The organism is Chryseobacterium phocaeense (assembly GCF_900169075.1).
GTDB classification, from domain to species: domain Bacteria; phylum Bacteroidota; class Bacteroidia; order Flavobacteriales; family Weeksellaceae; genus Chryseobacterium; species Chryseobacterium phocaeense.
On the sequence record NZ_LT827013.1, the window covers coordinates 78,956 to 94,377 of the forward strand.

Here is a 15,422-nt window from a genome sequence, read left to right on the forward strand (position 1 = left end):
TTAAAAAATAGCGATTTTATATCAAAAAAAAACCGCGATTTCAAATCGCGGTTAATTATTTATTGTTAAAAATGGTTTATTCAACGTTTTTCACTAAAATCCATCCTGTATATTTGATCGGAGTTTTTTCTTTATTGGTTTCATTCCAGTTGATATGGTACCAATAGGTTCCGGTTAAAAGCTTCTTGTCATAGTGTCTTCCGTCCCATTTATAATTATTGAATTTGTTTCCGGTGAAAACCATGTTCCCGTAACGGTCATAGATCATAAATGTAAGGTTTTCTTTGTATCCCAGTTCACTGTAATCGATGAAGTCATTTCTGTTATCTCCGTTAGGTGTAATAGCGTTAATCAGATTTGGAACTGTTACTTCTACCGTTGTAGGATCACAGTTGTACATATCTTTTACATAGAATGTATGCTGACCTCTCGTTAATCCTGTGAATACATTGGAATCCTGCCAGTTATTTGGAGCGTCTACTGCATATTTGTAAGGAGGTTTTCCTCCGTCTACAATAACTGTTGCTGTTGTATTCGTAATCTCAATTTTAGTGATCACCGGATCTTCAGCTTTTCTTACCCTCACCGTCTGCTTAAGCAAACATCCGTTCTTACCAAGGATTACAGAGTATTCACCAACTCCTACATTCTGAATAGAAGATGTTGTAGCTCCTGTATTCCACAGATAAGATTCATATCCCGGACCAGCATCCAGATTTGTTGTGCTGTCTACACAGATGTATTGGTCTACAAGTATAGGAGATTTTTTTATTGGCAGGGCAATCAGCTCAATCTTTGCAATAGCTGTACAACCTTCGTTGGTGGTCACTTTTACGTAAACATATCCTCCCGCAGACGGGTAATTGTCTGGAGTAGTGATCTCATTGGTCCCTGCATTCAGGTCAGCTAGTGTTGGGTAGTATTTTTTAGTTACCGCAGCGTAGTCTGTAATGTTCGCTTTAGTAAGATCAAAATAAGCATAAGGGTCTACATCGTACTGACATGCTTTGATTAATGCATCTCTTACTACGAACGGAACTACTGTAATATTTAATGTAACCTGCTCACAGTCTATAAATTCAGGGGCGTTACCACAGAATTTGTAAACGATCTGATCCGCACCAAAGTATCCGGAAGTTGGAACATAAGTAATGGTGCCGTTTGAGTTGACAACAGCAGTACCATGTGTTGGCGGCGTAATAATCACCAGTGTTCCTGCTACAGGAGTCTGGGTAGAAGATGTAAATGCCGGGGTAATTACTTTGGTAGAGCATGCGGTCAATGTCTTTGTAGTCAGTTTTAAACAGGTATGTACCTTATAGATAGGTGTTGTAATCGGCGGGCATGTACCCATGGATACTTTTACCGTATAGTTTCCGGAAGCTGTAGGTGAGTAGGTATTGGCCGTAGCACCCGCAATGGCAGTTCCGTTTAAGAACCACTGGTAACCTTCGTAGCTGTCATCCACCTCCAGCACGATGCCCGGAGCACATTCTCCTGTTTTTTTCGCGATAACAGGAATCGATGAGAATCCGGCAAAATAACCGCCATATCCAGCTGTACTGTATCCTCCGTTGATTCCTGCAGTTACTGCTTTGGTAGAAGTGATGGTAATATTTCCGGTAACATTTTCCACAGCGTAGGTTTCCCATTGTGTATTCCCAGTCAGTGGATAAGGTCCCTCTGCTGCTGTAGGAGGGGCGCCGTTTACCATAACAGTAGCGCCGGTTTCTGTCAGAATATTAAGCTTTAGGGAGATGGCAGATGTAATGCCCGGCATTTCATTGATTTTCCCGATTTCATCAATCCTTCTAGGCAGGAAACAGTTCAATGGCGGGATATAATTGAATCCATTGGTGGCATCACTCGAGCCTACTCCAATAAACTGATATAAATAAACGTTTTTGGACGTGGAAATAAACATATTGGAATGGGTTCCTGCTCCCGGCTGGACCACATAGCTTGTTTCGTTGATTCTGTACCATCCTCCCGCATTAATCGTAGAAACGGGAGTGGTGGATCCGTTCAGGAATATTTCTGTGTTGTCCTGGGTTGCAATGATCAGACCGCCTTCCATATTAAGGGCCGGAGCTGTAGATTTTGTCTTTACCATGGCAAAGGTATTTCCAAGCCTGTCTGTTGGTACAGACTGGTCAAGACTCGGATCTGTTCCTGTGGTGGAAGTTGAAAAGTTACCGTTACAGCTACCATTGGTAAGCGTAATCGGTTTATCTGAGACAATTTTAGCGCCCATAAAGCCTGACTGATTGGCAGCCACGTTTCCCGGCCCTGCCAGGATAAATGATTTTCCTTTATTTATGGTGAAGGTATGGGTAGTTCCTGTAGGAGTTCCCCCGAAAAAGGTTACGGGGTTGGTCCAGCTTACCGTAACGGTGGTATTGTCTTCGGTAGCCAGAACTCCTGCTGTAAAATTATAGAACGAATCGGTGTCGGTATTGGGAGCAGTTGCTACGAAAAATTCTTTTCCCGTACCTGCTTTTCCTTTGCTGGTAATAATTTCACCATGGGCAAACTGCGCAATCCTTAAACTGCAGTAGAAAGGTTTGTCACCTTTTAAGTACAAACCTTTGGTACTTACCTGGAAAGCATCAGCCGCTGTATTAGCTGAAATGATGCTGGGATCTACTGTGTAGGTCTGCGGATCTCCTTTACTTACCGTAAGGGTAGTAAGCGGGGTCGCCGAATTGTTATTATATATTTTTACTTCAAAAGGCGTTACTGAATCAGTGGAAATATATAGCCTGTTGGTATATCCTCCGAAGCTATCATAATACGGAGCAATCCAATGCTCGGTATCCCTCTGCGCCAGAAGGGTATTTACTGATAAAAGAAATAATACTAAACTGAGTAGAAATCTTTTCATGTGTGTGGAATTAGGATTTCTACAAATTTAAAATAATATTTGAAATAGTATTAAATAAATATAACAAAAGTTAAAAATTATTCACGATATTTAACTAAAGGCCGTCCGGAATATGAAACTGGTAATTTTGTATGGTCTTGTAAAGTGCCTCCATAACTGCAGTATGATCATAAAAAAAATCCCGGTGAATTTTCACCGGGATTGTATAATTTATTGAAAGAGGATTAAGCTAAGCTTACTCTTACAAATCCTGTTACTTTAAGGTCAGCATTTACAGATTTCACATAGTCAGCAACTGAAATAGAGTTGTCCTTGATGAAATCCTGGTGTACCAAAGTGTTGTCTTTGTAGAATCTCTGCATTTTACCTTTAAGGATATTGTCGATAATGTTTGCAGGCTTACCTTCTTCAGTAAGTTTATGTCTTTCGATTTCTAATTCCTTATCAATCGTCTCCTGAGAAACTCTTGTTTCATCCAAAGCGATAGGGTTCATAGCAGCAACCTGCATAGAAACAGACTTAGCAGCTTCGTCAGCACCATCTACCTTAGCAGAAAGGGAAGTGATCGCAGCAATTTTGTTTCCAGCATGGATGTAAGCACCAAGGTATGGTCCTTCGATTCTTTCGAAAACTCCGATTTCGATTTTCTCACCGATAACTCCTGTTTGCTCAATTAATTTTTCAGCAACAGTGATTCCGTGGAAATCTGTAGCTAAAAGCTCTTCTTTAGTAGCCGCGAAGATTGCCATTTCAGCCAGTTCGTAAGCCAGTTCAATGAACGCTTCGTTTTTACCCACGAAGTCAGTTTCGCAGTTAAGAGAAATAACAGCACCTAAAGTGTTGTCTTCGTTTACTCTTGCAATTACTGCTCCTTCAGTAGATTCTCTGTCAGCTCTGTTAGCCGCTACTTTCTGTCCTTTTTTTCTAAGGATATCTACAGCTTTTTCGAAGTCTCCTTCTGCTTCAACTAGAGCTTTCTTGCAGTCCATCATACCTGCACCTGTTTGGTTTCTTAATTTTGCTACGTCTGCAGCAGCTGGTGTATAAGACATAATATCTATTATTTTTTATTTAAAGATTAGTATTAATTTTTAGCTTAATTTTAGAGCAGTGCAAAGATAATGATTTTAATGATAAACTAAAAAATGACTTTTCACGTTATTGATATATTTAATATTATTTTAAAGGCTTGATTAATGAAAAAAATCCTTCTCCTTATATTTTTATGCATTTTTACACTAGGTTTTTCTCAAAAAAAGAAAAAAACGAAATCTAAAGCCGTTGTAGAAAAAGAAACCGTTATCATCTATACAGAGCAGGATGCTGATGCTTCAAAAGAAGCCAGGGTTATTGCCGGTTTTCTGAAACAAAATCCGGGACATGCCAAAACAGATTATTTTAAAAGAAAACTGATTGATTTGATCATGGCGGATAATTCACCGGAAGCTAAACCAACCATAAAACCAATCAGTAAAGATAAAATTGAAAAAATTGTTCAGAATAATGAGCTGAACAGCGGTAAAGTGATTGCAGTTAATAAAGCAACACCAGAAAGTAACAGCAAAAATTCAGATAAAGTGAATGATGCTATCAATGCTTTGAAAGAAGAGAGGCTGGCTGCTTCCAAAAGTTCAGCAAAAACTGCTGGTGTCGCCAAATCCGAACCCAGTGAAGCCAATAAGAAAACTGCAGCCATGCTTACCCACCTTTTCAATAATGATCTGAACAAAAATGAAGCTTATATCAATATCAAGAACAGGTCCAGCTGCAACCTGATCGTTAAAATAAGCGGAAAAAAATATTATAACCTGAGTGTTCCCGCAAAAGGACAGAATTTTATCCTGATAGATAAAGGGGAATATGTACTTACCACTATGGTGTGTGATGCAAAATATTCATCCATTAAGAAAATAACACAGGATATCGAGATTGCACTCAACGTTTCTGAGTAGAAAAAATAAGAAGGAAACTATAAAAAAAGCGGTTAAGAATTTTTTTCTTAACCGCTTTTAATTTTTTATCCTTTAAACTGTCCCATCGCAATGAATTTCTCCTGTCTCTGGGTTTCAAGTTCCTGTCCTGAGAATTTTGAAAAAGCTTTGATATTCTGTAAAATTGAATTTTTCAGATTCAGATACGCTGTTTCAGGATCGTACTGGGCACCTCCAAGCGGCTCCTCAATAATACCGTCGATGAATTTTTCTCTTAATGCATCTTTTGGGGTAAGGTTCAGTGCATTGGCTGCATCTTCCTTGTGATCCCAGTTTCTCCATAAGATGGAAGAACAGCTTTCCGGTGCAATTACGGTGTACCATGTATTTTCAAGCATGTATACTTTGTTTCCTACACCTATTCCCAGGGCTCCGCCGCTCGCTCCTTCACCAATAATATAAGTGAAAATAGGCGTTTTAAGCTGAACCATTTCGAAAATATTTCTGGCAATAGCTTCTCCCTGTCCTCTTTCTTCAGCTTCCAATCCCGGATAGGCTCCCGGTGTATCTACTAAAGTTACTACAGGAATCTTGAATTTTTCAGCAAGCTTCATCAGTCGCAAAGCTTTTCTGTATCCTTCAGGATTCGGCATTCCGAATCTTCTGTATTGTCTTTCTTTGGTGGTTCTCCCTTTCTGGGTTCCTATGATCATTACTTTCTGACCGTCCAATGTAGCTAAACCACCAATCATTGCAGGGTCATCTGCGAAATTTCTGTCTCCGTGAAGTTCCAGGAAACTTCCTTTATCCACCATTCCATTGATATAGTCTATAGTATACGGACGATCCGGATGACGGGATAATTGTACTCTTTGCCAAGGGGTAAGATTTCCATAGATTTCTTTTTTCTTTTCTAAAATCTTATCCTCAATCTGGCTGCATGCTAATTTTACATCAACACCACTTTCTTCTCCTACTAAAGAACAAGTTTGAAGTTGATCCATCAGATCTTTTATAGGAAGTTCGAAACTTAAATATTCCATTTCTTGAAGTAAATTAAATCTTTCAAATTTATGAAAAATTATGAAAAACTATTTAAAATTATTGATTGCATTGTTTATTCGGGAGATACTTTCCTCTTTTCCAATCAGTTCCATGATGTCCGGAACATCCGGGCCTTTCAGTTCTCCTACCAGAGACAAACGCAGCGGCATCATCACTTTTCCCATTCCAAGACCTTTGTTTTCGGCAAAATCGTGAACGGCCTGCTTAAGGATTTCAGCGGTGAACTCAGTAGTGGTAAGACTATCTGCAAGCTCTCCTAAAACGGCAGATGTTTCTTCATTCCATGCTTTTTTAGAGGCTTTTTCGTCATAAGAAACCGGTGCTTCAAAGAAAAATTTTCCGTTTTCGTAGATATCTTTCGGGAAAGTAGCTCTTTCTTTCATCAGGTTGATGATTCTTATGAGCTTTTCATCAGAAACTCCGGAAAGTTCAGATACGGTATTTTTTAAGATCTGAAGAAGCTCTTCATTAGATTTCATCTGGATATACTGGTGATTGAACCACTCTGATTTTTCTTTGCTGAATCTTGCACCAGCCTTGTGAACTTTATGAAGATCAAATTCTTTACCCATTTCTTCCAGTGAAAGAACCTCTTTATCATCAGCAGGAGACCATCCTAACAAGGCTACCATGTTGATAAACGCTTCAGGAAGATATCCGTTTTCTCTGTATCCTTTGGAAACCGCCCCGGTCACAGGATCTTTGAAATCCAGCGGAAATACAGGGAATCCGAATTTATCACCGTCTCTTTTGCTTAATTTTCCGGAAAGCCCTTTCTTTAAAAACTGTTTCACAGAAGCAGTTAACGGATTGTCCTGATCGTTTTCGCCCAGCATGGATTTAAATCTCGGACTTTTTACTTCCGCAAAGAATGATTTAATAAGTTCTGCTGATTCATCAAAAGAAAACTGACTGTTTTTCATTACAAATTCATCGGTAAAAGATTTGGTAATGCTGTCGATATTATCTTTATTGATTAATGTAGAAACATCCGGTTTCAGAATAAGAGAAAGGTGGGCAAACTGTGGAGCTTCCCAGCCCATGGCCTCATACAATAAAGTGTGTAAGCCTAGTGATGGCAGCCATTCTTCCCCACGGATCACGTGAGAAATCTTCATTTCATGGTCATCAATGATGTTGGCGAAATGGTAAGTAGGCATTCCGTCGTTTTTTACAAGGACTTTATCGTCCAGTGTATTGGTATTCACGGAAGAATTTCCGCGAATGATATCTTCAAGATTCAGAGTTCTGTCTACCGGCATTTTGAATCTTACCACATAGGGTGTTTTTTCATCCAGTAATTTCTGTACTTCTTCTTCAGAAAGTGCCAGGCTGTTTCTCAAACGGTTTCTGGTTCTGTTGTCATAGGAGAAAACTTCTCCTTTTGCCTCAAATTCAGAACGGATTGCATCCAGCTCTTCGGGCGTATCAAAAGCGATATAGGCGTAGTCTGTTTTCAGGATCTGCTCCGTATACCTGTCGTAGATCTCTCTTCTTTCAGACTGTCTGTAAGGGGCATATTTTCCTCCTTTTTTAGGACTTTCATCAGGGATGATTCCGCACCATTCTAAAGCTTCTTCGATGTAATCTTCAGCTCCTTCTACGTATCTTGCCGTATCCGTATCTTCAATCCGAAGAACAAATTCACCACCCTGGTTTTTAGCAAAAAGATAATCATATAATGCGGTTCTTACGCCTCCCAAATGCAAAGGTCCCGTAGGACTTGGAGCAAAACGGACTCTTACTTTCTCCATTTCAATAAAAATTTTGTGCAAATTTACTTAAAATTACCCGAGTTGAAGGCAAGAAAGTTGAGATTAAAGGGGCGAAAGCCGGACGCTTGAGGATGGAAGTTACTGTCAGGCTGATAATATCTTACGGTTGTAGTAAGATTTGATTTAAAATATTTAAAAGAAATCAATAAAATCAGACGTCAGCTGATTTTTAGATGGCTGAATAACTTCCATCCTCCAGCTTCTGACTTCCTGTCTTATTTAAGCATCAGCAGCTTGAAGAACAATACCGGATTTTTATATTTGATCCTGTATTTTTCCTTTTTCCATTCTTTCTGAAGTCTCTTTTTTTCAGATTCCGAGTTGGTTTCTGATAAAAGAATCTCATATTTGAAATGAATGAGATTTAGCTTGTATTTTTTATAAAGCTCTTTGTCTGCCTTTATATAATCCAGGTATTTATGAGTGACTTTTTCATAGGAATCCTTCATTACCTTCCAGTTTCTGGAAAGACTGGTGGAAAGAATTCTGTAGTAGAATAGTTTTTTGTCAATGAATCCGATTTTGTATCCTTTGAAAGTCAGTCTTAGGTTCATATCCCAGTCTTCGGTATTGATGTTTTCGTCAAACGGATATTGCACCAGAAGTTCTCTTTTTACGAATGTTCCTACGTTGGCTGTTTTGTTTCCCGAAACATTTTCATGAAAAAATTGATCAAGGCTTTCTATCACCTGTTTTTTTTCTTTCGGGGTATAGATGTCGGTGGTTTTATCTTCAGACTGGTAATATTTGTATCCGTCCGAAAGGATAAAGTCTATTTTTTTTTCCTCGATGTAGGCTACCTTTTCTGAAAGATGATCTTCCGTTAACCAGTCGTCTCCGGAAAGCACAGATACGTATTGGCCGGAAGCCTCTGAAACTGCAATATTGAGGTTTTTTGCCACTCCAAAACTTTCCGTATTCCGGATCATCTTATAATGCTTCGCAAATTTTGAAAGTGCTTTTTCTGCATTTTCAAATGTGTGGTCTTTCGAGGCATTATCCAGAAAGATGATTTCATAATTGGGATAATCCTGTGAAATAGCAGACACACATGCCTGTTCAATGAACTTCTCGTGGTTCATGGTGATGATGATGAGGCTTACAAGTGGAGGTGTGTTCATGTTTATGGTGCTTATACGGACTTTAATCTAATTACTGTAGATCGTAAAAGATTTTGTTTTATTAATTATTTTTTTCTGTTTCATTACAACAAGGGTGATAGAACTTACAAAAAAACCTTCTTTATAATAAGGAAGAAGATTATGATCTACAACTATTGTATGGTTTTTAAATTTTTTAAGATCAGATTTCCAGCTGGGGTATTCAACATCCATTTCCCATGAAGCCCTGTTGATGAAACTTGAATTTATAATATCCAACAGAGGAGAAGCAGGAAGAAATATTACGTTCTTGTACGTCCTGTTTATCTCTTGTGCTTCCAAAAGATAGGAATATTCTTTTTTTGAAACCAGTAATCCTGATACTGCCGGCATGTTTTTAATGAAAAAATGTTCGGTTGTAAAACCTTCAGAAGCATAGGGGTACTTAGTTCTATACGCTGAAAAGATAAATAAAGTGCAGGCCCATAAAGGAATAAACAGTTTATTTTGTGTTTCGATAAACCTGTAAAGCAAAATCAAAATAAAAAAAAGCGGGGTATTGTATCCCCATGAAATGGAAGAGCACCACCCGAGGAGCAAAAGCAGAAATACAAATTTGTTTGTCCGTTCATATTTTAGAAATAAAATGAATAGGAAAACATAAAGTACATATGCTCCCTTGAACTGCCCATCATTAAAAAACGGGTAGATTATAAAAACGGGTAATACGACAGCCAGCAGTATTTCGAATACTTTTTTATTGATGTTGAGAAAGTAGATTATTATGAGTGAAATAATATAAAGAATAGTGTGGAAGTTTTTTTCAAAAGTTAGGTAAGGGGCTATACAGCCTTCATAAAGATATGAAGGTGATGCGGTCTGGAAAACCTGTTTGATAAATAAGCTGAAATTCTCAATAATCCTGTACTGAAAAAGGACAATAACTAAAAATAATATGGAAAGAGTAAATATATATCCATCTTTTTTGACAATTTCCCGGTTCTTGAAAAAATCATTAAGAATGATTACAGATGCACCAATTCCGAAAAAAATAAAAGACTGCTTGGTAAGGGTTGCAAATAAAGCAAAAATGAGTGCACTCAGATACCATTTCTTCTTATAGAAAAATAAAGCAAGCACAGAGAAAAAAATGCCGTCTATGGTATGCCACGGCATTATGGGAAAGGTATGAAGAAAACAAATGGTCAGAAATACTGTAGTCAGAACATCCTTTCTCTTAAAAATGATTTTTTGTATTAAATAACAAGTTAAAAAACTCTGTGCAATGACGAGAATTCTTGAAATTAAAATCAAATAACCAGACTGCAGCGGAGTAAATTTCAGAAGATAATCCCAAAAAACAATACTGAAAAAGGGCCGGATAAAATCATAGTCTTTATATATAATCTGCCCTGTTTTTAATCTGGCCACGGCAGATAACTGAAACCCTAAATCAGCCTGATTAATGGAATAAACACTTATGAAAGCTAAATATAAGACTGATAAAAACAATAATCCATAAGAAAAAAACTGTCCTGCTTTATCATTCGGGATAGAATCCATATTGGTCATATATTTCCTTTGTTGCAATGAGTACATTTTTATTTCTTTTATGCATTCAGTTTAAATACAGTGTTCACCCAATGGTCAAGGGTATATTTATCATAAACTTCTTTCGGCAGTTTTTCGTATGGGGTGTTGAAAAAATCTTTTTTTATGTTACGGAAGTTTTTATCCAGAACCAGTATATTGTTAGGATTATAAAAATCGTAGGTTTTAATGGTGGGATTATCCGTGATGATTTTCTTTTCCAGGGCCATGGCTTCAAATATTCTGAAGCTGAGCCCGGTCTGGTTGGCACGCATCAGATCAAGAATAACTTTTGTATTCTTATAATACTCCGGCAGCACCTCATGAGGTATTTTTTTTATTCCGAACTTTAGAATATCGATGTTCTTTTGATCGATAATCTGGTTCAGCTTATTTTTCCAGCCTTTTTTTCCCACCATATATACCTCGAATTTTATTTTCATGGAGTATATTCTGTTGATCAGCAGGTTTAATGCTGAAAGCCTTTTCTGATCATAGGAAGTGATGTAGAACAGATCCAGCTCCGGGTTTTGCTGTTCGGCGGGAATATGATCGAGATAATTATAATTCGTGATCTTTTCAAATCCGAATTTTTTTACATCATTATCATCAAAGGAAAATATTGTATCAAAATAGTGCAGAAGATGGGTAGCCGGATTTCTGGCCATGCTGTCATAGAGGTAGGCAATATTGCGGTCCGCATATTCCCTGATCTTTTTATGAATGCTTTCTTCAATCGCTTCGGGATTGATCACCAGGATCTGGTCCTGCTTTCCTATTTTTTCCAGGGATTCCAGTATGAAACTTTGTCTTTTATGATATTTCGGGTTTTTACCCAGAAAAATCTTGCTGAAAGTGTTTTTCAAACGTTCACCAGTATTTTTGTGGGTAAAGGCTCCGATGTTGATATGGCACGCCTGAATGCCTTTATCACTCAGTTTTTCCACGATGTGTTCATCATAGTGCCAGAAATCAAAGCTGATTAAACAAATTTTCATATGCAAAAATAAAAATTTCATTATCAAATTGATTAGAAGCATAAGTATTGATTACGTAAATAATCTAATTAAAAATGGCTTTTTGGTAGCTATCTGATAATAAAACTAACTATTAATCAAATGAATTAATTTTAATATATGTATTTAATAAAATATTTCTAAAATTTTTATGTAGTTCGTTTCTTGGCTGGATTTCCGAACCAGGTTTCTCCGGCAGGTACATCTTTTGTCACTACACTTCCGGCCCCTATCACTGCATTTTCATGAATTGTAATTCCGGGAAGTATGGTTGCATTTGCCCCGATAGAGGCGCCTTTTTTGACAATTGTTTGTAGTAAATTGAAATTCGTATTTTTTGAAACGGGATATTTATCATTGGAAAAAGTCACATTAGGGCCTATAAAAACATTATCCTCAATAGAAATTCCATCCCATATTTGTACGCCTGGTTTTATAGTGACATTATTTCCGATATAAACATTATTTTCTATGAAAACATTATAATTAATGTTACAGTTTTCACCTATTATGGCATTGGGAAGTACAACGCAATATTGCCATATCATCGTATGCTCACCAATAGTTTTACTCAGTACTTCTGCTGTAGGATGTATTTTGATCATAGGTTTAAAATTTGCTTTAGTTTATTAGTGAAAATTTCAGGATCTAATGTATAGTCTTCATGAAAATCTTTACTTGTCTGAGGATAAATATAAAAATATAAATCGAGCCCTGTTTCTTTTGCTAATGTGGAGAAAATAGAAAAATCACCCCAGACGGAACTAAGCCAAAGTAATCCTTTGGCTTGTGGATTGGTGAAAAGGAGATTCGTCCAGGCTGCTCCGGTAGGACCAATAATATAATCAGCTTTACTAACCAGATAGATTTGTTCATGGATGTTAAGATCTTCAAAGAAAACCTCTTCAAAACCATATTTCTTTGCTGCTTCAAAAATTTCAGGATTATTATATTTTCTATATTGAGATCTTCTTGAAATGAATATTTTTTTTACAGGCTGTATTTGAACTTTATTCAGGTCTAAGTAATCAAAGGCTGTTTTTCTAAGGTACAGCAAAGAAGATTTCAACAACTTTGCAAATCCGGCTTCATATTTTTCCCCCGGCATAATATTCGGGATGGCATAATTTACACTCGTAATATGCCATAGTTTTTTGAACTGATAATAATTTTTATCATTTCTGAGGAATACAATCCTGTAATCTTTAAGAAAGAACATGAGAAGGTCTTTCAGGTTTTGAACTTTCTGCACATCTTCATCCATAATGATCAGCTTATTCTTTGCATCAGGAATATGCTTAAAAAACTCGACCTTGGAAAGGATGTCTACCAGGAAATGATAATAGTTGAATGTGAAGGTTCCCCCCAGAAAAATAGCTTCATCATCATAGTATACATTTTTATAATTTTTCACCTTGGCAAGCGTCATTGAATGCTGTATCAAATTGGTGGTATTGTATACGTAAGTAATCCTGTCATCATCATGCCACTTTTCATAAAAGATTTTATCTTTTTTCAGGTTTAAAAAATAAGTGGAATTTGGAATACACAGTACATTTTGAAGTGCAAAAATCTCTATAGCATTTTTAGGTGTTTTTACAGAAACCTGAGTCGTATTAAAAGTTTTAGGGAGAAAAATATCTACTTCTTCTTTTTCACGGACCATTATTCTCTCCGAACAGTATTCGGAAGGAATAGAATCCAGTGGTAAAAAATCGGTGACCAGCCTTTTTGCTTTTCTGAAAAAGGATTTGATATAATATTTTTTTCTAAGAGCCTTAAGCTGCTTTTCTAAATTTTCAATTTGTTCCTGCGCATTCATATTCTAAACTTGGGATAGCCTAAGCATTTCTGTTGCTTTGTTTCGTATGTACAGAAGATACCGGTTGTATCTCTATATGATTTCCTGGTAATAGCGTATGGTTTCATCCACCATCTTATCAATCCCGAATTTTGATTCTATTAACTTCCTGGCATTCAATGCTAATCGGTCTCTGAGATCATCATCTTCGAAAATAAAGCCTATTTTCTCATGAAAGTTTTCTTCTGTAGCGATCAGGCCGTTAACAGATTCTTCTATGATTTCTTTGAAAGAATCGATCGCCGAACATATCACTGGTTTTTGCATTGCCATTACCTCGAGCAAAGATAAGCTAAAATTTTCACCTTTGGAGGGGAAGCATACCGCCTCTGCCTGGCTGATCAGCTGTACAATTTCCGCTCCTGATTTATTCCCGTGAAAATGAATTGAAGTCCTGGTTTCAGGATCCTGAATGTTCTCAGATACATAGGCAGGGTAGTGGTTGGGATTTCCTATGAAATGAAGCGATGCATCAGGATAATTCAGCTTAAGCTTAATAAAAGCATTAATCAGGGTATCTGCTCCTTTTTCAAAAGAAACATTTCCCAAATAGAAAACAGAATGAGGAATGATCTCTGCATTGTGTACCGGCCTGTAGAATTTTTCGTCAATACCGTTATAAATGAGCTTAGGATCTTTAATGGCGAAAAGGCTTTTGTTGATCGTCTCATTATATTTAGATATCGTAATGATATTTTTTGATTGTTTAAAAGCCCGCTGTTCACAGAAAATTCTTCCTTTGTGAACTTTTTTATAGCCAAAATATTTTTCCAGCACAGACCAGGAGCCGTGGCATCTGATCACGTACGGAATATGTTCAGGAATGGCAAGTGCCAGTCCGTCGAAGTCATGGGTTTCCGCAATATCAAAATGAAGATTGTTCTTCTTGATCCAGGCGCTTATGGTATTGGATATTTTTTTCTTCTCAGAAATATAGGTGTTGAAATGAACCTGTTCCAGGGCTTTTATCTTTCCTGTAAACGACCGGACAAGCTCAAGAAAAGGATTGGCTTTAAAAATGTCTTTGATGGATATGATCTTTACGCCATCTTCTTCAGCGGTGAATGCATATTTTGAGATGAGAAATACATGTACGGAAATGCCTCTTTTTACCAGTTCTGCAGAAAGGTTTTTGTAAAATACACCTGTACCTCCTACTTTAGGGCCCTGCGAACACTTATATTCCCGGGTAACGATCAGCACACTTTTTATTTCTTTCATGCATTCAGTTTAAATACTGTGTTCACCCAATGGTCAAGGGTATACTTATCATAAACTTCTTTCGGCAGTTTTTCGTATGGGGTGTTGAAAAAATCTTTTTTTATGTTACGGAAGTTCTTATCCAGAACCAGTATATTTTTAGGATTATAAAAATCGTAGGTTTTAATGGTAGGATTATCCGTGATGATTTTCTTTTCCAGGGCCATGGCCTCAAATATTCTGAAGCTGAGCCCGGTCTGGTTGGCACGCATCAGGTCAAGAATAACTTTTGTATTCTTATAATACTCTGGCAGCACCTCATGAGGTATTTTTTTTATTCCGAATTTTAGAATATCGATGTTCTTTTGATCGATAATCTGGTTCAGCTTATTTTTCCAGCCCTTTTTCCCCACCATATATACCTCAAATTTTATTTTCATGGAGTATATTCTGTTGATCAGCATGTTTAATGCTGAAAGTCTTTTCTGATCATAAGAAGTAATGTAGAACAGATCCAGCTCCGGATTTTGCTGTTCGGCGGGAATATGATCGAGATAATTATAATTCGTGATCTTTTCAAATCCGAATTTTTTTACATCATTATCATCAAAGGAAAATATTGTATCAAAATAGTGCAGAAGATGGGTCGCAGGGTTTCTGGCCATGCTGTCATAGAGGTAGGCAATATTGCGGTCTGCATATTCCCTGATCTTTTTATGAATGCTTTCTTCAATCGCTTCGGGATTGATCACCAGAATCTGGTCCTGCTTTCCTATTTTTTCCAGAGATTCCAGTATGAAACTTTGTCTTTTATGATATTTCGGGTTTTTACCCAGAAAAATCTTGCTGAAAGTGTTTTTCAAACGTTCACCAGTATTTTTGTGGGTAAAGGCTCCGATGTTGATATGGCAGGCCTGAATGCCTTTATCACTCAGTTTTTCCACGATGTGTTCATCATAGTGCCAGAAATCGAAGCTGATTAAACAAATTTTCATACTGC

Annotated in this window: 12 protein-coding genes; 1 reads left to right on the top strand and 11 read right to left on the bottom strand. The window is 37.2% G+C overall.

The window, feature by feature from the left end; genetic code table 11:
- Nucleotides 1-76: 76 nt before the first annotated feature.
- Together B7E04_RS00320 and tsf are read right to left on the bottom strand one after the other, a co-directional pair.
- A complete protein-coding gene (locus B7E04_RS00320) occupies nucleotides 77-2,884 on the bottom strand; it encodes a T9SS type B sorting domain-containing protein (protein WP_080776630.1) in 2,808 nt (935 codons plus the stop codon).
- Nucleotides 2,885-3,108: 224 nt separating this feature from the next.
- Nucleotides 3,109-3,936 carry a translation elongation factor Ts gene (gene tsf, locus B7E04_RS00325; protein ID WP_062653866.1) on the bottom strand — a complete coding sequence of 276 codons (828 nt, stop codon included), beginning with the start codon at nucleotides 3,934-3,936 and terminating at the stop codon, nucleotides 3,109-3,111.
- Between the two features lie 144 nt (nucleotides 3,937-4,080).
- Here tsf and B7E04_RS00330 point away from each other — a divergent pair, with 144 nt between their 5' ends.
- The gene (locus tag B7E04_RS00330) at nucleotides 4,081-4,836 is read left to right on the top strand and encodes a DUF6759 domain-containing protein (RefSeq protein ID WP_080776631.1); all 756 of its coding nucleotides are present in this window, start codon (nucleotides 4,081-4,083) and stop codon (nucleotides 4,834-4,836) included.
- Nucleotides 4,837-4,901: 65 nt separating this feature from the next.
- Here B7E04_RS00330 and B7E04_RS00335 read toward each other — a convergent pair whose 3' ends face one another.
- From B7E04_RS00335 to B7E04_RS00375, 9 genes are all read right to left on the bottom strand, one after another.
- Complete coding sequence (locus B7E04_RS00335; RefSeq protein WP_080776632.1) at nucleotides 4,902-5,858, bottom strand: acetyl-CoA carboxylase carboxyltransferase subunit alpha; 957 nt, start codon at nucleotides 5,856-5,858, stop codon at nucleotides 4,902-4,904.
- Between the two features lie 48 nt (nucleotides 5,859-5,906).
- Nucleotides 5,907-7,634: a glutamate--tRNA ligase gene (gene gltX / locus B7E04_RS00340; protein WP_080776633.1), complete on the bottom strand. Its 1,728-nt coding sequence runs from the start codon at nucleotides 7,632-7,634 to the stop codon at nucleotides 5,907-5,909.
- Between the two features lie 236 nt (nucleotides 7,635-7,870).
- A complete protein-coding gene (locus tag B7E04_RS00345) occupies nucleotides 7,871-8,776 on the bottom strand; it encodes a glycosyltransferase family 2 protein (RefSeq protein WP_080776634.1) in 906 nt (301 codons plus the stop codon).
- Nucleotides 8,777-8,803: 27 nt separating this feature from the next.
- Nucleotides 8,804-10,354 (bottom strand): hypothetical protein, encoded by a 1,551-nt coding sequence (locus B7E04_RS00350; protein ID WP_139785298.1) that lies wholly within the window; start codon nucleotides 10,352-10,354, stop codon nucleotides 8,804-8,806.
- An 11-nt stretch (nucleotides 10,355-10,365) separates the two neighbouring features.
- On the bottom strand, nucleotides 10,366-11,343 hold the full coding sequence (locus B7E04_RS00355; protein ID WP_080776903.1) for a WaaS/CpsH family glycosyltransferase: 978 nt from the start codon (nucleotides 11,341-11,343) through the stop codon (nucleotides 10,366-10,368).
- Between the two features lie 167 nt (nucleotides 11,344-11,510).
- Nucleotides 11,511-11,966 carry an N-acetyltransferase gene (locus B7E04_RS00360; RefSeq protein ID WP_080776636.1) on the bottom strand — a complete coding sequence of 152 codons (456 nt, stop codon included), beginning with the start codon at nucleotides 11,964-11,966 and terminating at the stop codon, nucleotides 11,511-11,513.
- The gene (locus tag B7E04_RS00365) at nucleotides 11,963-13,183 is read right to left on the bottom strand and encodes a glycosyltransferase family 61 protein (protein ID WP_080776637.1); all 1,221 of its coding nucleotides are present in this window, start codon (nucleotides 13,181-13,183) and stop codon (nucleotides 11,963-11,965) included. Before B7E04_RS00365 ends, B7E04_RS00360 begins: the two co-directional genes overlap by 4 nt.
- A 72-nt stretch (nucleotides 13,184-13,255) precedes the next feature.
- The gene (locus B7E04_RS00370) at nucleotides 13,256-14,443 is read right to left on the bottom strand and encodes a glycosyltransferase family 4 protein (RefSeq protein ID WP_080776638.1); all 1,188 of its coding nucleotides are present in this window, start codon (nucleotides 14,441-14,443) and stop codon (nucleotides 13,256-13,258) included.
- On the bottom strand, nucleotides 14,440-15,417 hold the full coding sequence (locus tag B7E04_RS00375; protein ID WP_080776639.1) for a WaaS/CpsH family glycosyltransferase: 978 nt from the start codon (nucleotides 15,415-15,417) through the stop codon (nucleotides 14,440-14,442). The genes B7E04_RS00370 and B7E04_RS00375 overlap by 4 nt, the downstream gene beginning before the upstream one ends.
- Nucleotides 15,418-15,422: the final 5 nt, after the last annotated feature.